Source organism: Candidatus Magnetominusculus dajiuhuensis (genome assembly GCF_046044395.1).
Taxonomy (GTDB): Bacteria; Nitrospirota; Thermodesulfovibrionia; order Thermodesulfovibrionales; family Magnetobacteriaceae; genus Magnetominusculus; species Magnetominusculus dajiuhuensis.
Map to the genome: position 1 here is coordinate 46,331 of NZ_JBJUSG010000006.1, position 18,707 is coordinate 65,037.

Sequence of the window (18,707 nt, forward strand, 5' to 3'; positions counted from 1 at the left end):
GGAATCTTCCCTTAAGTGGGTGTTTCTTGATGATTTTGCCTATTCTGAGGCATAAGGACAGATTCCGGACAAGCCGGAATGACAAAAATGAGGGCGGCATTGACATATTTAGGCGTTCATTTGTTGTCTGTCATTCCCGCGGAAGCTGGAATCCAGAAAAGGATGTTTCTAATGCGATTGCCCTGTAATACAATCGAATTTTCAACAATAACCCATCTTAAATCTGATATAATAGATTATGCGGTATATTCGGGCAACGGGAGTGAGTTCATGAGAATTCTTGATTGTACGGTAGTTGTGTGGAAAGAACAGGAGGGATATGTTTCTAAATGCCCTGAGTTGGGTGTTGCAAGCTGCGGGGACACTATTTCTGAGGCCGTAAAAAATCTGCGTGAGGCAGTAGAGCTTTATCTTGATAACGCTGAAGCACTCGGTCTGATAGAGGATATAGAGGAAAGTTTAACGACTGAAGAGAAATTCACATCACATATTGAAATCGCTCCGAAAAAAGGCAAAGGCAGTCATCCTGCTTTCGTAAGAAAGGACGATGTTAGGACAAGGCTTGTAATTCTGCGTGCCCTCTTGGTGGCCGCTGTCCCTGATTTTTACTTGTGCCCGTGATTAAAAATAACACGGAATTTGCTTCCGCGCGTCCTGTCTAATTCGATAGTCCCTTCGAGTTGCTTCACAAGTATATTTACTATGTGCAGACCCAAGCTTTTTGAGTTTCTGAAGTCCACATCTTCGGGGAAACCAACTCCGTTATCGCTTATTGTCAATTCAATATCGTCATTGTTCTTTGAGCAAACAGAGATGTTTATTTCACCTATGATTTTATCGGGGAAGGCGTGTTTTAAGATATTGGTAAAAAGTTCATTTATAATCAACCCGCAAGGAATCGCCTTGTCCATGCCAATTAAGACAGTTTCCACATCCAGAGTCAACATAAGGCTGCTTTTATCGACGCCCAAAGAACTCAACAGGTCGTTTGAGAGGCTTAATATATATTCTTTTAAATCTATCTCGGCAAGTCCTTTTGATCTATAGAGTTTATCATGAACCAAAGAGATAGATTTTATCCTGCTCTGGCTCTCAATAAACATAGCCCTGTAAGTCTCATCTTCTACGTAACTGAGTTGAAGTCCGATAAGCCCGGAAACTACTTGCAGATTGTTCTTGACACGGTGATGAATTTCCTGCATAAGTACCTCTTTTTCCCTGAGAGAACTTATCAATTTGGTTTCATATTCCTTACGAGCGGTTATATCCTGGCCAATTGCTATTAACCCTATTACTTCATCATCAATATTTCTTAGAGTCTTATCATACCATTCTATTATTATTTCTTTGCCATCCTTACACACAATTGGATTTATATTCCCGCGTGTCTGAATATCGTTTATTGCCGCTCTAAACACGGTTCTGATTTTCTCTCTATCTCGTTCTGGTATAAAATTATCAAACCAGTCTTCCCCTATAACTTCTTCTGATAAGTAGCCAGATGTTTCTTCCATATATGGGTTAAAAGTAACAATCTTGCCTTCTCTGTCAAGAACTAATATAATAGCTTGCGCGGTACTAATAATACTCTCAACGAACTGCTTCTCTAATTTCAATTCATCTTCAAACTTCCTCTGTTTTGTTATATCATGAAACACCTCTAATTTCGCAATGATACCATTAAATACAATAGGTTTATCTACTAATTTATAAACTTTGTTATTCTTCTGACAGCTCCATTCCCACTCAAAAATCCTACCCTTGGATATTTCCGCGTTATTACAAAACGGACATGGCGTAGCCCTATCGTTAAAATAGTCATAACATTTTTTCCCATCATGGACGCCAAATTCTGATTCTAATGATTTATTTATATATTGAATATTACAATCCATATCTATTATTACAATGCCATTACTCATGTCATCTAATATTCCCTTATATATATTATCTGCTCCACTCATATTATTTCCTCACATTGATATTTTTTAATATATGAATGTTGGGCATTAATTATAGTCTCTCATGTCTGATTCTCACCCCCAAAACAAATGATTATCATGGTTTTCTCAGGGAAACATCCGTTATAATACCTGAATCAACCTGAGCCTGTCGAAGGATGCTCATTTATTTGCAGCTTGGCGTTGTTTTTGTTTTATTTCACTCAGTGCCCTCTTGAAAGCGCCGTTTAATTCAATCCCTGTTATTATGGATGACAATTCCTGTTCCAAAGTTAAAACGCTGCTCTGGGCTGAGAGATATTGTATTGCTCCAACAATTTTTGTCTTGTTGTAATCACATAAGTTTCGTAATTGTCTTAACTTAATTAGCTCACCGGCTACAGTAGCTTTATTACAATACGTCATGATATTTGAAATCAGCTCGTGAATGCGGTGTGACTTCATCTTCAACAGCTCATCTTTAGTCGGCACCGTTAGCAAATTATATATTGTTTCTTTGTACTTATGAAATATGTAACAGTAATATCTACTAATCGAAGTCCTTATGCCGGCATCGGCAACATGATCTCCGTCCTTATAAAACCCAGGAAGATCATCGGCAATTTTTTTATAATAATCAAAATGAAACATACTTATTCACGTGCCATAACGTAAACCAATACTAATACACACGGGTATTTAGATTCAATTAATTTCTCAATTTGAATCTCCAGGTTATGGCTCTCCCCGACAGACATAGGTTTTGAGATTAATTTTAAAGAAAAGTATTTTACATCAGGAAAGTCGAGATCAACCTCCTCGTATGGGATTATGTCTTCTATCAGCCGATTATCCTTTGTGTAATCTTTAACATCTCTATATATCTCTGAATATTTATCATCCTTTTTTAATAGTTCTTTTCCATTTAAGTATGACTTAAGATCATCCATTGCACTGATTAATGGCAGATGGTCAGCGTACTTCGCCACCTCGGAATAAAAGGAGTTACCATCAAAATCCATTTCTGAGTTATGGTTTATCATCTTCCATAATTCTACTACTTTATTATACATTTCTTCGAAATATGCTAAATTAGAATTATATATAATAAGCTGAACAAACACCACTATCCTCTCACCTTCTGTCAATTTCTTATTCTTAATCAGCTTCATTAGTATCGCAATGGCTTCTTTCTTGTTGCCCTTTATATTTTCAATTATCGCCTTGGACATCGCCAAACCAAAGGGAACGTTTCTCCCAACGAGTTTATAACATTTATTAATTGTCAGATCGGCATTATCTATATCGTTTAACCTTATGTAACATCCTATCAAAATAATCATCGCTGTTACGGAATCATCAGGGTTATTCTTCAAATAGTCTAAAATTTCGATTTCTAAAGAACGCAAACCCTCTATTGAGGTACTTTGATTTAACCTCTCGGCAAAGTCATTGCTTCGAAGTAATGCTACTGGTATTATCGCACCCGCCGCCTATCAATCTCATATTCCGTCATCTTCCAAACCACCTTACTCAGTGTAACACAACCGCTCGCTGGCTTGTCAATTAAATCACCGTTTGATTTTTGAAATATTCTTATCGACGAGGCCGCATGTCTCAGGTCTGAAATCCGAATTACACTTTCATCCATCTACAGGTTCTTTTAGTGAAAACAATGAACATCTGTTTAGATGGGTTAATGGCCAGCCTTTATGATATGGTAAACGCTGTTCAGGGCGAAGTCCGCCTTGTCAAGATCTTTGGTGCCGCCCTGGGCCATGTCTGCCCTTCCTCCGCCTCTGCCTCCGGCAAGGTCTGCGACCTCTTTTAAAATCTTCCCCGCGTGGTATTTGTCCGTCAGGTCCTTTGTTACCATCGCTATGAATGACGACTGCCCGTCCATTGTCGAGGCCGCTATGATTATGCCTGAACCTAGCTTTTCCTTTAATTTGTCGGCAAAGTCCCTGAGGCTCTTTTGGTCAAGCCCGTCCCGTTTTGAAACCAGCACCTTTACGCCATCAACTTCCTTTACCGCGTGCAGAAATGACGAGATGTCGCGTCCCATGTCCTTTGTCTTCAGAGACTGGAGTTCCTTTTCAAGCTCTTTTAACCTTTTTATTATTGCAGGGAGTTTCTCAAGCGGCGTCTCTGTCTTTAATAACTCTGAGACCGTCTTTAATTCAGCGATTTTATGTCTTGCAAGGGCGAGGCTTGCCGTGCCGGTTATTGCCTCTATCCTCCTCACGCCTGAGGCAATGCTTCCCTCCGCTATAATCATAAACGGGCCTATCTGTCCCGTCACCTGGCAGTGTGTGCCGCCACATAGTTCCTTACTAAAACCCTCCACCTCTACCACGCGCACCTCAGAACCGTATTTCTCGTCAAACAGCGCCGTTGCCCCGTAGTCTATGGCCTCGTTTATGCCCATTGTGTGCGTTGCCACATGCAGGTCTTCCAGTATTTTGCCATTTATCATGTCCTCAATCTTGTGTTTCTCCTCTTCTGTAATGGGATAAAAATGCGTGAAGTCGAAACGCAGCCTGTCAGGGGTTACAAGTGAACCGGCCTGTTTTATATGGTCGCCTATCAAGCTCCTGAGAGCCGCTTGCAGCAGGTGTGTCGCCGTGTGGTTGCGCATTGTGGCAGCCCTGAGCTTCTTATCAACCCTGCATGAGACGGCCTCAGACTGCCTTAAAGAGCCGGTTTTTACATGAACCTTATGTATGATTAAATTATTAGGTGTCTTTTTTGTATCTCTGACCTCAAGAGTTGCCCTATCAGTTTGAATAATGCCCCTGTCACCGGCCTGACCGCCGGACTCGCCGTAAAATGGTGACTTGTCGAGGATTATCTCCGCATCGTCCCCCTTGTGCAGAACATCCACAGGTTCGCCGTTTTTAAGAATGAGATTGACTGACGCGTCGGTCTCTAAAAGCTCATAACCAAGAAAATATGTCTCGCCGCTTATCCTTACGGCATTGTTATAGATGGAACTCACCACGCCGCTTATCCCTGCCTGGTCTTCCGCCCATGAGAGCTTTCCCCGTGTCCTCTGTTTTTTCATTTCCTCATTGAAGCCATCCTCATCAACCGCGAGGCCGTTTTCTTTGGCCGCCTCCATCGTTAAATCCATCGGGAAGCCATATGTGTCATAAAGCCGAAAGGCCTCACCACCCGGGATAACGCCCAGTCCTTCAACTTTCACCGAGGCGATTATCTCATCCAACAGCTCTGAGCCTTGGTCAAGCGTCCTGAAAAACCTCTCCTCTTCAAACTTTAATATCTCCTCTGAGCGCTCCCTCTCTTTCGACAGCTCAGGATAGACATCCCCGGAGGCCTCAACAACGGCGCGTATTAATCTGTGTAGGAAGGGCTTCCCTACGCCTAGTTTTCGGGCGTGCCTTGACGCACGGCGAATTATACGCCTTGCCACATAGCCGCGGCCATCGTTTGACGGCATCAGCCCCTCAGACAGCAAAAACGTGACCGCCCTGATATGGTCTGCTATCACCCTGATTGATACGTCATGCGACTTGTCTTTTCCATAAGTGACGTGGGCCTTCGTGGTTATGGCCTCTATGATTGGCGCAAATATATCGGTATCAAAATTGTTCAGTTTCTTCTGCAGTACACTCGTAATACGCTCAAGCCCCATGCCCGTGTCTATGCTGGGTTTAGGAAGATGAGTGAGCGTGCCGTCCACCGCCCTGTCGTATTGCATGAAGACCAGATTCCATAGCTCCAGATACCTGTCGCAGTCACATCCGACGGCGCACTCAGGCCGCCCACACCCCATAGCCTCGCCCTGGTCTATGATTATCTCTGAGCACGGGCCGCAGGGGCCGGTGTCTCCCATCTGCCAAAAATTATCCTTCGCCCCAAGCCTCACGATCTTATCTTTTTTTAACTCCGTATTCTCTGTCCATAGGGTTATAGCCTCTTCGTCATTTTCAAACACGGATACCCAGAGTTTATCTTTGGGTAGTTTATACCAGCCTGTCAGGAGTTCCCACGCAAATACTATGGCGTCTTTTTTGAAATAATCCCCGAACGAGAAATTCCCAAGCATCTCAAAAAACGTGTGGTGACGCGCGGTGAAGCCGACATTTTCTATGTCGCTTTGCTTGCCACCGGCGCGCATACACTTCTGGCACGACGTGGCGCGGCTGTAGCCGGGTGCGTCAGTCCCTAAGAAAGCGCCCTTAAACTGCACCATACCGGCGCTTGTAAACAGGAGCGACGGGTCATTCTTAGGTATAAGCGAAGAACTTTTTACCCTTTCGTGCCCTCGTTCACGGAAATACTCCAAGTACCGCTGCCTTATCTCTTTTCCCTTCATCTCTTCCCAGCCTTTGCCATTTCAGCCGACTCCTCATATTCACATAGCCCCTCTTCAGGGTCACACAGCCCTTCATATTGTCTTATGGCCCTCTGGATTATCCCATAGTCATAACCCTTCCTCTGGAGCTGACCGTAGAGCCTGTTGATTTTAACCTTTAATGGCAGTTTTTTTAAAGCCCTTTCTTTTTTGCCGATAAGTTTTATTGCCATTTCCATCTGCTCTTCAGCAGATATGGCCATCCGGGAGATTATCTCGTCAGGAATGCCGCGCTTTTTGAGGTAGTATTTTGAGCCATTTTCACCGAGCATCTTCCCCTCTTTGCAGTAGCGCATGATGTATTCGGCCGTCTTCTGGTCGTCTATGAGACCGGCTGCCTTGAGCTGTCCGATAGTGCCCTCAATCAATTCCTCGTCGTAGCCCTTTTCACGTAGTCTCGTTTTAAGCTCAAGTTCGCTCCTGTTGCGAACACTGAGCAATTTAATCGCGTAACTCTTAATGTTCGGGGCAGCTCTCATCCTTCCTCTTTTAATCTTCATCCGGGACAATTTCGGCAATTGAGATGTGTCCCTGCTCACGAATTTTGGCCTCTACTTCAGACATAACGGCCTCGTTATCAAGGAGGTATTTCTTTGCGTTGTCCCTGCCCTGGCCAAGTTTGGTGCTGCCGTAGCTGTACCATGTGCCTGCGCGTTCGATTATTCCCTTGTCAGCGCCGATGTCAACCAACTCTCCGGCCTTTGATATGCCTTCGTTGTAGTAAATATCGAACTCGGCCTGCCGAAACGGCGGGGCTACCTTGTTTTTCTGTACCTTTACCCTTACGCGCCCCCCCATTACCTCCTGATTTACCTTGATGCTGTCTATCTTTCTTATGTCAAGGCGCAGGGAGGAGTAAAATTTCAGCGCATTGCCCCCTGTGGTGGTTTCAGGGCTTCCATACATAACGCCAATCTTGTGTCTTATCTGATTTATAAAAATCACCGCCGTGTTGCTTTTGGATATGGCGGAAGTCAGCTTCCTCAGTGCCTGGCTCATAAGCCTTGCCTGAAGCCCCGGCAATTGGTCGCCCATGTCTCCCTCTATCTCTGCACGCGGCACAAGGGCGGCAACCGAATCAATCACTATAATATCAAGGGCATTGCTCCTTACAAGGGTTTCGCACACCTCAAGGCCCTGTTCGCCGCTGTCAGGCTGAGAGATGAGCAAATCCCCAACCTTCACCCCTATACGTGTGGCGTAACTAACGTCAAGGGCGTGTTCAGCGTCTATGAAGGCCGCCACACCTCCTGTCTTCTGCGCCTGTGCTATGGTGCTCAGGGCCAGGGTGGTCTTGCCGGAGGACTCAGGGCCATATATCTCTGTCACCCTTCCCCGTGGGATTCCCCCTACGCCGGTTGCAAGGTCAAGCGTGAGTGAACCCGTTGGGATTACCTTTATCCCTTCGGCGATGGCATCTGCGCCAAGTTTCATTATTGAGCCTTTGCCGAAATTCTTCTCTATTTGCGCTATGGCCGCCTCTATTGCCTTTTCCTTGTTCTTGTCCTTATCTTTGTCCTTGTCTTTGTCCTTTGTCATCTCAATGCCTCCTGTTGTTATGTGGCTCTTTCGCTTAAATATCTCAAAAACCTCTCTTTGTGTTTATATGCCGTGTTGGTGTCTGGTCCGACGAGGCCGGACTTTATCAGACGGGCGTTGACGAATGTCTTATTGCTTAAAAATAAATAGCACATCGTCTCATCCGGTATAAGTTTATCATATTTTATAAATACACGCTGGCCTTTTGTTAAATCATCTAAAAACTCCTGAGCCTTTTCCCTCATGGCCTCAATTGTTACCACACCTATCAGCGTGATTAACGCGCCACTACTTAATAACAGACGCTGAGGGGATTGGACTTCCTTCACCCTGTGGTAAGTCTCGCACTGGCGCGCCTCGCCGTCTATGGCGGAGCCGAATCTCACGCGTTTGGGGTTTACCTGTAAATTAATCCTCAGTGGGTCTTTGAATATATATGGCAGAGCCGCGATTTTCTCATCAGGGCTTATCGCCGCGGGTGAGGCATTTTCTATCGTATATGCGGCATGGCTGTACAAGTCCTGGCCTATTGAGAGTTTATCTTTTATAATGGGTAGAAACTCCTCGTTGATTTCATATCCTATGGAGTTTCGATTTAGATTTTGGGCGGCAAGCGCGGTAGTACCGCTCCCCAAAAACGGGTCGAGGATGGTCTCTCCAACAAATGTAAACATCTGGATAAGGCGCGTGGGCAGCTCAATCGGGTAGGCGGCGAGGTGTTTAGTCTGCTTTTCGCCGGGGAAGTGCCAGTGTCCACTGAAATACGTATTCCACTGTTCTGTGGTAAGGGCAGCCTGCTCCTTTATCGCCTTTGAAACCGGCGGCGGGTCGCCGTGCTTTTTAAAAATAAGAATGAACTCATAGTCCAGCTTGATAATCCCGTTTCTTGGGTACGGGAACGAGCCCATTATAGTCGCCCCCCCGCTGGTATTGCAGGTGGTTACTTTTTGCCATATTATAGCGCCCATGTAGTCCATAGAGGCGCTTTCACAGAACTTTATAATCTCGGTTCGTATGGGTATCACCTTATATCTGCCGTAGTATGCCGCGCGCGCGAATTGGTCTCCTATATTAACGCAAAGACGGCAGCCTTTATGAAGGACACGTGCGCATTCGCTCCAGACGACGCTCAGGTTATTGATATAATCTTCATACGTATCGTTAAAGCCAACCTGTGAGTCCGTGCCGTAGTCCTTCAACTGCCAATAGGGCGGCGAGGTGACTACCATATGGACGCTCTCGTCGGCGATTGCGTCCATATGCCGACTGTCGCCTATGACTATCCTATGCGATGTGCCGTCTGAATTTGCCATGGCGCTATTATACACTTCATTACTAAGTGCTTTCAAATTATTTTATGAATATGGGATGCTCAATATATTCTGAACATTTCCTTGACATCGATTATTAACCCTTCTATGACTTTGGAGACTTTGAATGTACCCGCGCTTTCCGGCATTATCACTTAACGTCAGGCTATTTTAATCTCTAACTTTTTTCCCAGGGCCAATGCGACACGTTCCAACGTTGACAGCTTTATGTCCTCGGCGTGGTTTTCTATTCGGGATATAGCCGTTTTTTTGGTGTGGAGTCTGAGGGCGAGGTCCTCCTGGGTCAGCCCTGCCTCCTCACGCGCCTGCCGGAGCATTACACCAACCTTGAACTGCTTGTACCCCTCATCATATCCAGCGGCAAAATCCTTGTCTTTGTTCTTCCTTTCGGCTATGTACGTCCTCAAATCACACACGCGTATTCCTCCTGTTTAAGAATTCTCTCCTGTAAGATTCGGCCTTTTCAATTTCTGCCCTTGGCGTTTTCTGACTCTTCTTCGCAAACCCGTGAGTGAGCACAACCGTTGAATTATCCGCAAAGAAACAGAATATCCTATAGGTATTTGAGCCAAATGTAACTCTACACTCCCATATATCTTCTGTCCCTGAGAGTTTTTTGAAATAGCCTGATGGAACAGAGTCCAAATCCTCTATCAATTTGAGAACCCATGTTACCTTTTGAGCCGTCTTTCCATCAAGCACATCAAAAAAATTGTACATCGGACACTTCTCGTCAGCGGTTGTGTAGAAGATAACAGTCTTTGCCACGCCTATATGTTAACTCGTATGTTAACATTTGTCAAGACTATTTTATAGAAGACTATTTTATAGAAGATGGGGAATTGCCACGGCGTGTGTTGTTTTTTCTCGGACATGAAAGTTAAAATTGCCATATATGGCCGGACATCTTGTAAGACATGCTGTCATTGCGCTTTTGTGGGTTGTAATTGCCGTGTCCACCGTGACGGCAGAGCCTGCCGCACCCGCAGTGCGCGCGCTGCGCCACGAGATTGATACGTATTTAAAGAGCGCCGCCCTCTCACAAAGCCACATTGGTATTAAAATCACATCCCTGAAAACGGGCGAGATAATTTACGCCGCCTTTGACAAGCACCTGTTTCATCCGGCCTCGACCCTGAAACTATTCACCACCAGCGCCGCGCTGTCAAAACTCGGCGGCGGGTTCAGATTCAAAACTGTGCTTTACGCGGATTCCCCTGATATCAGAGATGGCACCCTGCAGGGGAATCTCTACCTTAAAGGATTCGCCGACCCGCGGCTCACAACAGAGTCCCTGTCATGGATGGCTGTCCAATTAAGGGCGCGCGGGCTGCGGCGCATCACAGGGGACCTTGTCTGCGACGAGACCTATCTTGACAACTGGTACTACGGCAAGGGCTGGATGTGGGACGATGCCTCCTCAAGCCACTTCGCACCCATTGGAGGTCTCACCGCCAACAATAACTGCGTTACCGTAAGGGTCAGCCCGGGAAGCGGCGCGGGAGAGCCGCTGGCTGTCACCATTGAGCCGCAAACATCCTATGTGACAATTAATAACACCGCCGTTACAGACGAAGCGCATCAACTTCATGTGGAAAGAAGATGGCGCGAGCGGGAAAATGTGATTAATGTAACAGGGGGCATGGCAGTTGGGCAGCCTGAGCAGACCTTCGTTATCGAAATCACTGAGCCTGCCCATTATACCTGCCGACTTTTTTCAGAAATCCTTGCGGCCAATAACATCGGCATAGCGGAGGGGTTACATTACGCCGCCGTGGCCGAAGAGCGCACTGAACTTCTCAGGTACACCTCGGCGCCGCTTTCTGAGATAATCAAAGAGACAAACAAAAAGAGCATTAATCTCTACGCTGAACTATTGATGAAGACACTTGGGGCGGAGCTTCAATCGCCTCCGGGAGCGGCAACAAAAGGCATTGGAGAGATTAAGGAGTTTCTCAGTGGCATCGGCATAGACAGCGCCGCCCTTGAAATCGCCGACGGTTCAGGGGTATCGGACTATAATCTCATAAGTCCCGGCCACCTTGTGGCGTTGCTTATGGCCATCTATCGCGCTCCGGATTTAAGGGAGACATTTATTGATTCACTATCTGTTGCCGGTGTTGATGGCACACTGAAAAACCGTATGAGGCATACCGCCGCAGAGGGCAGACTAAAGGCAAAGTCAGGCTCACACACCGGCGTCAGAACCATTGCCGGTTATACGACAACTCCGGACGGCGAGGCGGTGGCGTTTGCCATTATGATTGAAAACTTCGTAGTTGACCCGGTGGCTATCAACGACATAGAGGACAGAATACTTGTTCTCGTCTCTTCGTTTAGTCGGGGGCGGTAGTTTTCACGCGGGACAGGGATTCAACGAGTTTTAGTTTCATCTCGTCTTCTATGAATTCAGTCTTAAGTTCGGCGCGAATTGATGAGATACAGTGCCGCAGGCAGTCCTTATCTTGCAGCAGTGGCAGGGCCTCCCTGATTTGTCTTACGATGTTTGTGCCGATTTCTATCAACGCCGGGCGGATTTGCTCCTCAAGGTCGGTGCCAGGCGTGCAGTCCCGGCATTGATGAGACCCCTCTGATTTCCACTTGTTATGCCACGTCGCCTGGACATGTTTTGCTATTTGAATCTGCAGGAGGAAAAACTCCCTCATTGACTCTACGTCGAGGCCCATGTCCTCCGACGCCGAAAGGGAATCCCGCAGGACGATGTCCTCACGCCCGGCGTCATCAATAGGCAGACCTTGTGCCCATTTATAAGCCGCCACCGCCTTCATATACGAAAGCCGACGGTCAATTAAGGAAAACAGCCCCTTCAGAGCATCCATCACTAAAAAATAACACAGAAAGGAAATTAAACTCAATCTTTTTTTACACACGCGGCGTATCAATGTGTGGAAAAGATGTCCGGTTGTTAATGTTATTTGAAAAGATACGGCGTTTCGTGATACAATGGGTGATGAGGAAATTCATACCGATTGTATTGATAATTGCGGCGACGGTGTTGTTTGTGTACTATACGAGCCAAGAGATATATAGCCTGAAAAAAATATCTATCGTCCCCGGCAATTCATATCTAGAAAACGTAAAAATAACACACGCCGATATGGCGGCCGTTAAGTGGACGGCGGCAATTGAAAAAATCGCCATAATTAAGACCGGAGAGACCGCGGAGCTGACAAATATACAATTCAACGTCCCGGAAAAAGAGGTAACCCTCAAGGCAGGGAAAGGCACCTATGACATCAAACACAACGCCATAGACATCATAGGTGAAGTCACCGCGTACAACAAAGAATTTCAGGTTAAGTCCAAAGACATAAAATGGGATTTCAAGGCAGAGACATTAAAGTCTGCCAACGAGGTTGTCCTCACCGGGAAAAACGTCAGGGTGCGGGCAGATTCGATTGAAACTTTCGGCGGAGAACAGTTACAATTAACGGGGAACGTTAAAGTTGTCTACAGATAAAAGGGGGTAGTTGACTGTGAAGACGCAAGGCAGGGCAGCATTAGTTATAAAGGGTACATTCGCCGTGATAGCGGCGGCGATAGTAGTAGTGGCGCTGATGTCGTCGGGCGCTCTGGCCGCTGACAATACGACAACTAAGAAGGCGGCAAAGATGGCAAAGACGGCTGACCCGGCAGGTGGCTCATCGTTTAAGAAATCCCTCAAGGGAGACAACGAGACACCCCTCATAATAACAAGCAGTACCCTGATGGCCGACAACAAAAAACGAACGGCCACGTTTAACGGCTCAGTAAAGGCGGTCAAGGGCGATATCACGTTTTTTGCCGACACTATGGTTGTCTTCTACACGGAGGACAAAAACCAGCAGATAGACCATATAGACTCAAAGGGCAACATCAGGCTCATCCAGGGCGATAAGATAATTACCTCCGAACAGGCCGTGTACTATGGGGCTAACGAGCGCGTGGTATTTACGGGAAGGCCGGAGGCCAAAGAGGGTAAAAATATAGTAACAGGAACGAAGATAGAGTATTTCTTCGAAACAGATGTATCTTACGTAGAAAACAGCCGCGTACACCTTGAGGAGAAAAAATAGCCTCCGGCACGAGGAGTAACAATATTCAGATGAATACACTGGTGGCAACAGGGATATCAAAGCGCTATGGGAAGAAACTCGTAGTTGACAGTATCAGCCTGTCTATAAAGACGGGTGAGATTGTAGGGCTTCTCGGGCCAAACGGTGCCGGTAAGACGACGTCTTTTTATATGGTAACCGGCATTGTCAGACACGACGGCGGCTCTATAACCCTGGACGGCGGGGACATAGGCGGTATGCCGATGTACCTGCGGGCAAGGAAGGGCATAGCGTATCTGCCGCAAGAGCCGTCCATATTCAGAAAGCTGACGGTGAGGCAGAACATCGCGGCAGTCCTTGAACTTGCCGTAGATGGCGCGCGGCAATCAAGGGCGGAGATAGCCGCAACGGTTGACAGGGTGCTTGATGAGTTCAACATAGGGCATATCGCCTCAAACATAGGCTATACCCTGTCCGGCGGCGAAAGGAGGAGGACTGAGATAGCAAGGGCAATAGCCATGAATCCAGTCTTTATACTATTTGACGAACCCTTTACCGGCATAGACCCGATAGCGATTATTGATTTGAAGAAAATGCTTATATACCTGAAGGACAAGGGCATTGGCATTCTCATAACCGACCACAACGTGCGCGATACACTGTCAATCACCGACAGGGCATATATAATCAATCACGGGCGGCTTCTGGACGAGGGCACACCGGAGAAAATCATAGACAACTATGCCGTAAAAAAGGCCTATCTGGGAGAGGATTTCACGCTGTAATGGCACTTGAGACCAGATTAGAAGTAAAGCTGTCGCAGAAGCTCATCCTGACGCCCCAGCTTCAGCAGGCTATTAAACTCCTGCAGATGCCCCAGCTGGAGCTGTCCCAGGCCATAAACCAGGAGTTGGTGGAAAACCCGTTTCTGGAGGAACTCTCTGACGAAGTACAGGAGACATCTGCCGACGATACTCACGGCGAAGTTGAAAAGCCTGACGGCAATGGCGATGTTGAGGGCGATGTAGAGATGCCGGAAACTATCAGCACATATGCCGTAGATGATTATTTCGACGAGCGGGGAAGCGATGGGCGGGATTTAGGATATTTTAGCTCCGGCTATGTCGAGAAACCCGGGTTTGAGACCTTCTTAACGACCACAACAGGGCTTACTGAGCATTTGAAATGGCAGCTTGACATGACAAACGCCTCTGAAGACGTAAAAGAGGCGGCAGAGATGATAATCGGAAACATAGACGAAAATGGTTACCTGCAGGCCACAACAGAAGAGCTGGTTAACGTACTGGGACTTGCAGAGGAGGTTGTGACAAAGGCAATAGCCCTTGTTCAGAGGTTTGACCCTATGGGCATAGCCGCCAGGAATATCAGGGAATGTCTGCTTATTCAGGTAAAGGCACTAAGACTCAAGGGAACACTGGTCGAGAAAATAGTACAAAACAACCTCGAAGACCTCGAAAAGAACAAACTCGCTGCCATCGCCAAACAGTATAACGCCGCGCTGGAGGATATCCACACGGCGGTTCACATCATCGAAGGCCTTGAACCCAAACCAGGCAGAAAGTTCTCCCACGTACAAGTATCGTACGTCGTGCCGGACGTATATATTGATAAGGTTGACGGCGAGTACCGGATTATCTTAAACGACGACAGCATCCCCCGCCTGCGCATAAGCAGTATGTACAAAGATCTGCTCACACAAAAAAACACCTTTGATAAGACTGACAAGCAATACCTGATAGACAAATATAAATCGGCCATGTGGCTTTTGAGAAGCCTTGACGAGAGAAATAAGACTATCTACAGGGTAACCGAAAGCATCATGAAATACCAGATGGACTTCTTTGAAAAGGGGGTTGAATTCCTCAGGCCTTTGAGTCTGAGGATAATCTCAGAGGAGATTGGCATTCACGAAAGCAACATCAGCAGGGTAACTTCCAACAAGTTTATATCGTGTGCGCATGGCATGTTCCCGCTTAAGTATTTCTTCAGCAGCTCCCTCACAGGGGACGAGGGCAGCGTGTCGTCAACAAGCGTAAAGGACCTGATTAAGACAATAGTCGGCGAGGAGGACAGTTCAAACCCCCTGACCGATCAAAAAATAGTGGAAATCTGCAAGGGTAAAAATATCAACATAGCAAGGAGGACACTTGCTAAATATAGGGAAGAGTTAAAGATTCCACCTCATACGAAGAGGAAGAAGCAGCACATGTAGCTTTTAAGGCGGCCTGTGCGTATTCATTTGTGATGACATTACAAAACTCAGGAGGGTTTTTTATGAACATAACCGTAACGGGCAGGAACTTTGAGATAACCACCCCAATAAGGGCATACGCCGATGGGAAGATAAGCAAGTTTGGCAAGTTTTTGAGCGCCGACACCGATGTCCTCGTCATCCTTGCCGTAGAGAAGTACAGACACAAGGCAGAGGTGGTGATAAAATCAAACGGCATACAAATCCAGGCGGAGTCAATCACCGGCGAGATATACGCATCCATAGACGAGGTAATAGAAAAACTCGACAGGCAGATAAAAAAATACAAAGAGAAGATAACATCCAAGCGTAAGGGCGCTGTCAAGTGCACTCATGCCGACACGGCGTCTGCTGCTGAGCATATAAGTATCATTAAGAGAAAGCAGTTCGACATGAAGCCTATGGCAGCCGAAGAGGCCGCCATGCACATGGACTTGCTTGACAAGGATTTCTACGTATTCACAAACGAACAAAGTGGTGAAATCAACGTGATCTATAAGATAGAGGACGGAGACTTAGGTCTCATAGAGCCGGTGAAATGAACTCCTCCATTGTCATAGTCACGGGGTTGTCCGGTGCTGGCAAGACAGTCACCCTTAGGGCGCTGGAGGATGCGGGTTTTTTTTGCGTTGATAACCTGCCCTCCTCGCTGATAGATGATTTTATCAAACTCAGCGCCTTGAGTTCAGAGAAAATAGCCGTAGGGATTGACGTCAGGGAAAAGGGTTTTCTGGATGGCATAGATAAAATAATCCAAAAGCTCCGTGGCAAGTACAACCTGGATTTAGTATATCTTGAGGCAGAGACAGACATCGTCATCAGGCGGTATAAAGAGACCAGAAGGCCGCATCCGCTGTCAAAGGCGGCCAAGGGCGATATAGAAGAGGCCATCGCCATGGAGCAGAAGATGCTTAAGTCCCTCAGAGACGAGGCCGATTCGATAATTGACACGTCATCGTTCACACCGCACCGTCTGAGGCAATACATTACGGTCGCACTTGGAGGACTCAGTGCCGACTATTTGAAATTTACCATCATATCGTTTGGTTTTAAATTCGGCATACCACAGCACCTTGACATGCTCCTTGATGTGAGATTCCTGCCAAACCCCCACTTCGTAGATGAGCTGCGCCCCCTTACAGGGCTGGACGAACCGGTAAAACAATATATCTTCAGCAGCTCCATAACGGCAGAGTACATTGTGAAGATTGAAGACCTCATGGACTTTTTAATCCCAATGTACAAGAAAGAGGGAAAGTCGTCCTTCACGCTGGGGGTAGGATGTACAGGAGGTAGGCACCGCTCACCCGCCATAGTAGAGAAGGCCGCGGAGTTCTCAAAAAAGTATGAAATATCAGTAGAGGTAATCCACAGAGATTTGTGAGACGCCGGGTATGAAAACAGATTCGTGTGAATATATAAACGACTTCATGTATTTTATAGTGAAACCCGGTGATGGCCAGGCGTTGGTGTACTGTTCTGGCGTCAATATAACGCGTTTTACGCCGTTGACATCGGGGAGGCACCGGCTTGGACAGAATATCGTGATGAAAGGGCTTCAATCGTCGAATCTTGACCTTCGTTCGTTTATCTTGTCCCTTGGGGCAGAGCCAAAGACTATCAGAGGGGGAGGCTGCCGTGAGGAAATCCACTTTTCTGATGCGCTTTGGAACTCGGAGTCTCTGTTGATAGAAAACATGCCGGAGGATTTTTCAGCGGTGGAGGTTGTCAGGTTTTCAGTGAAGAATTTTCTAAGAATAGTCCTGCCGCAGTGCGTGCCGCAGGGTGAGATACCTGAAGAGCTGCTTGGCCCGGAAAGTCTCCAGGCATGGCTCGATTCGCGCTGTAAGAGCTGATATTCAGAAAGGGTTTAATTCAAAAGATTTAATTGATCGTCTGTAATATCATCGGATTTCTTTATACAGTTAACTATCGCATTTATTATATTCTCAGGAAGAGTGAATATTATATCGATTTTTCCTTCAAAATGTCCCTTTAAAAGTTTTTGTGAGTCAAAGTCATAGAATTCATGAAACTGTACATATGTCTTTTTTGTAAAACAATTTTTAATTTTACCGAGTACAAATATATTCTGGCTGCTATGACATCCTTCTGTTTCTATTTTGTATTTAGTTTTTGACGTTGTCTTACAGCAGAGGTAAGGCTCATCAGGTCGCGGCTTATTCAGGATAATAATCAGCTTATCTCCATATTCACCATCTTTAAATGCAAAATCACGATGAGAAAGAACCGTGCCTTTATCCACTAAATACCCTTTTCATTTCTTCTCTATCAGAAATCCGCTCCAGCGCCTCCTCTTTTGAGATAGACTCACCAGAGCCGTCAAGGGCAAGCATATAGTCAATTTTTGCTTTAAATCCTTTATTTTCTATGGTCTCATACCATGGATGGTTAGGCAGATGAGATGCTTCTACTATATCCTCAGTCTTTGCCTCTTCAAAAATAAACGCAACTTTTTCGAGAATACGTTTTTCTCTTTTTGTAAAGTGCAGACCGTTAAATGGTTTTCTGGCTTTCATTACTGTAAAATTATTTATAGTCCTTATAGAAATGCTCTCCCTCAAGTCAGGTTTAAGCTTCAGATTGCTGATTTCATCATAAAGTGTTGTGGGAACCGGTCCAAAGTTCCATGCATCATAATCCATGCCAGTTACCGATCTACCGGTCTCCTTAAAGTGTAAGAAATCAAGGTAATACATTAACTTACAAAGTTTTGTAATACCGCAGAACTTTGTATTAGTCACAAAATAGATAATGGCATTAATAATTTTCTCTCTATTATGTTCTATCAGCATCCTGTCTTATTATGTGACACCCCTGTCCTGATTGTCAACGGTCATTCCAGGGCAATCGCATTAGAAACTTACACCAGTAATTCCCTCTCCTGGATTGCCGCTTTCGCGGGAATGACAGAATAAAAAATATGAAAACGACAGACAAAGCCGAACAAATGAACACCAAAAATATCATGCCATTCTCTTTTTTTGTCATTCCTGCGGAAGCAGGAATCCAGGAAACCATCGGTCAGCGCTAAAAGTGTAGGCAATTTCTGCCTAATTTTCCTAATGCGTTTGCCCTGACGGTCATTCCACGGTAAATTTATTCTCCATCATAAGTACCCAAGCTCCGATATAGAAATTTGCACCTATTGATAAAAGGGTTTTTGAAAGC

At 45.9% G+C, this 18,707-nt stretch carries 21 protein-coding genes; 9 read left to right on the forward strand and 12 right to left on the reverse strand.

Translation table 11 applies throughout. The features are described 5' to 3' along the window. The first annotated feature begins 78 nt into the window (after window positions 1–78). Window positions 79–621: a type II toxin-antitoxin system HicB family antitoxin gene (locus AB7D94_RS01825; protein WP_420263963.1), complete on the forward strand. Its 543-nt coding sequence runs from the start codon at window positions 79–81 to the stop codon at window positions 619–621. Here AB7D94_RS01825 and AB7D94_RS01830 read toward each other — a convergent pair. The 9 genes from AB7D94_RS01830 to AB7D94_RS01870 form a co-directional block, all read right to left on the reverse strand. Then, window positions 606–1,964, reverse strand: coding sequence for a sensor histidine kinase (locus AB7D94_RS01830; protein WP_420263964.1), 1,359 nt, complete (start codon window positions 1,962–1,964; stop codon window positions 606–608). The two genes, AB7D94_RS01825 and AB7D94_RS01830, sit on opposite strands and share 16 nt — an antisense overlap. Before the next feature lie 159 nt (window positions 1,965–2,123). Next, window positions 2,124–2,591, reverse strand: coding sequence for a hypothetical protein (locus AB7D94_RS01835; RefSeq protein WP_420263965.1), 468 nt, complete (start codon window positions 2,589–2,591; stop codon window positions 2,124–2,126). Between the two features lie 2 nt (window positions 2,592–2,593). Next, entirely contained in the window at window positions 2,594–3,349 is a 756-nt protein-coding gene (locus AB7D94_RS01840; RefSeq protein ID WP_420263966.1) for a hypothetical protein, read from the reverse strand. A gap of 287 nt (window positions 3,350–3,636) precedes the next feature. Next, window positions 3,637–6,279 carry an alanine--tRNA ligase gene (alaS, locus tag AB7D94_RS01845; RefSeq protein ID WP_420263967.1) on the reverse strand — a complete coding sequence of 881 codons (2,643 nt, stop codon included), beginning with the start codon at window positions 6,277–6,279 and terminating at the stop codon, window positions 3,637–3,639. Beyond that, on the reverse strand, window positions 6,276–6,797 hold the full coding sequence (locus AB7D94_RS01850; protein WP_420263968.1) for a regulatory protein RecX: 522 nt from the start codon (window positions 6,795–6,797) through the stop codon (window positions 6,276–6,278). Before AB7D94_RS01850 ends, alaS begins: the two co-directional genes overlap by 4 nt. Before the next feature lie 10 nt (window positions 6,798–6,807). Further along, complete coding sequence (recA, locus tag AB7D94_RS01855) at window positions 6,808–7,857, reverse strand: recombinase RecA (RefSeq protein ID WP_420263970.1); 1,050 nt, start codon at window positions 7,855–7,857, stop codon at window positions 6,808–6,810. A 17-nt stretch (window positions 7,858–7,874) separates the two neighbouring features. Next, complete coding sequence (locus tag AB7D94_RS01860; RefSeq protein WP_420263972.1) at window positions 7,875–9,170, reverse strand: DNA methyltransferase; 1,296 nt, start codon at window positions 9,168–9,170, stop codon at window positions 7,875–7,877. Window positions 9,171–9,328: 158 nt separating this feature from the next. Then, the gene (locus AB7D94_RS01865; RefSeq protein ID WP_420263973.1) at window positions 9,329–9,604 is read right to left on the reverse strand and encodes a helix-turn-helix domain-containing protein; all 276 of its coding nucleotides are present in this window, start codon (window positions 9,602–9,604) and stop codon (window positions 9,329–9,331) included. Beyond that, window positions 9,597–9,956 carry a type II toxin-antitoxin system RelE/ParE family toxin gene (locus tag AB7D94_RS01870; protein ID WP_420263974.1) on the reverse strand — a complete coding sequence of 120 codons (360 nt, stop codon included), beginning with the start codon at window positions 9,954–9,956 and terminating at the stop codon, window positions 9,597–9,599. The genes AB7D94_RS01865 and AB7D94_RS01870 overlap by 8 nt, the downstream gene beginning before the upstream one ends. A 127-nt stretch (window positions 9,957–10,083) precedes the next feature. Here AB7D94_RS01870 and dacB point away from each other — a divergent pair, with 127 nt between their 5' ends. Beyond that, a complete protein-coding gene (dacB, locus tag AB7D94_RS01875) occupies window positions 10,084–11,541 on the forward strand; it encodes a D-alanyl-D-alanine carboxypeptidase/D-alanyl-D-alanine endopeptidase (RefSeq protein ID WP_420263975.1) in 1,458 nt (485 codons plus the stop codon). Here dacB and aroQ read toward each other — a convergent pair. Next, on the reverse strand, window positions 11,525–12,028 hold the full coding sequence (aroQ, locus tag AB7D94_RS01880) for a gamma subclass chorismate mutase AroQ (RefSeq protein WP_420263991.1): 504 nt from the start codon (window positions 12,026–12,028) through the stop codon (window positions 11,525–11,527). The genes dacB and aroQ overlap by 17 nt on opposite strands. Before the next feature lie 89 nt (window positions 12,029–12,117). Here aroQ and lptC point away from each other — a divergent pair, with 89 nt between their 5' ends. From lptC to AB7D94_RS01915, 7 genes are all read left to right on the forward strand, one after another. Next, complete coding sequence (gene lptC, locus AB7D94_RS01885; RefSeq protein ID WP_420263976.1) at window positions 12,118–12,669, forward strand: LPS export ABC transporter periplasmic protein LptC; 552 nt, start codon at window positions 12,118–12,120, stop codon at window positions 12,667–12,669. A gap of 16 nt (window positions 12,670–12,685) precedes the next feature. Then, complete coding sequence (locus AB7D94_RS01890; RefSeq protein WP_420263977.1) at window positions 12,686–13,264, forward strand: LptA/OstA family protein; 579 nt, start codon at window positions 12,686–12,688, stop codon at window positions 13,262–13,264. A 29-nt stretch (window positions 13,265–13,293) separates the two neighbouring features. After that, complete coding sequence (gene lptB, locus AB7D94_RS01895; RefSeq protein WP_420263978.1) at window positions 13,294–14,028, forward strand: LPS export ABC transporter ATP-binding protein; 735 nt, start codon at window positions 13,294–13,296, stop codon at window positions 14,026–14,028. After that, window positions 14,028–15,476 (forward strand): RNA polymerase factor sigma-54, encoded by a 1,449-nt coding sequence (gene rpoN / locus AB7D94_RS01900; protein ID WP_420263980.1) that lies wholly within the window; start codon window positions 14,028–14,030, stop codon window positions 15,474–15,476. The genes lptB and rpoN overlap by 1 nt, the downstream gene beginning before the upstream one ends. A gap of 62 nt (window positions 15,477–15,538) precedes the next feature. Next, window positions 15,539–16,057: a ribosome hibernation-promoting factor, HPF/YfiA family gene (hpf, locus tag AB7D94_RS01905; protein ID WP_420263982.1), complete on the forward strand. Its 519-nt coding sequence runs from the start codon at window positions 15,539–15,541 to the stop codon at window positions 16,055–16,057. After that, entirely contained in the window at window positions 16,054–16,899 is an 846-nt protein-coding gene (rapZ, locus tag AB7D94_RS01910; protein WP_420263983.1) for an RNase adapter RapZ, read from the forward strand. The genes hpf and rapZ overlap by 4 nt, the downstream gene beginning before the upstream one ends. A 10-nt stretch (window positions 16,900–16,909) precedes the next feature. After that, window positions 16,910–17,371 (forward strand): hypothetical protein, encoded by a 462-nt coding sequence (locus AB7D94_RS01915; RefSeq protein ID WP_420263984.1) that lies wholly within the window; start codon window positions 16,910–16,912, stop codon window positions 17,369–17,371. 14 nt (window positions 17,372–17,385) lie between these two features. Here AB7D94_RS01915 and AB7D94_RS01920 read toward each other — a convergent pair whose 3' ends face one another. Together AB7D94_RS01920 and AB7D94_RS01925 are read right to left on the reverse strand one after the other, a co-directional pair. Next, the gene (locus AB7D94_RS01920) at window positions 17,386–17,781 is read right to left on the reverse strand and encodes a hypothetical protein (RefSeq protein WP_420263985.1); all 396 of its coding nucleotides are present in this window, start codon (window positions 17,779–17,781) and stop codon (window positions 17,386–17,388) included. Beyond that, window positions 17,774–18,331, reverse strand: coding sequence for a Panacea domain-containing protein (locus AB7D94_RS01925; protein WP_420263986.1), 558 nt, complete (start codon window positions 18,329–18,331; stop codon window positions 17,774–17,776). Before AB7D94_RS01925 ends, AB7D94_RS01920 begins: the two co-directional genes overlap by 8 nt. Window positions 18,332–18,707: the final 376 nt, after the last annotated feature.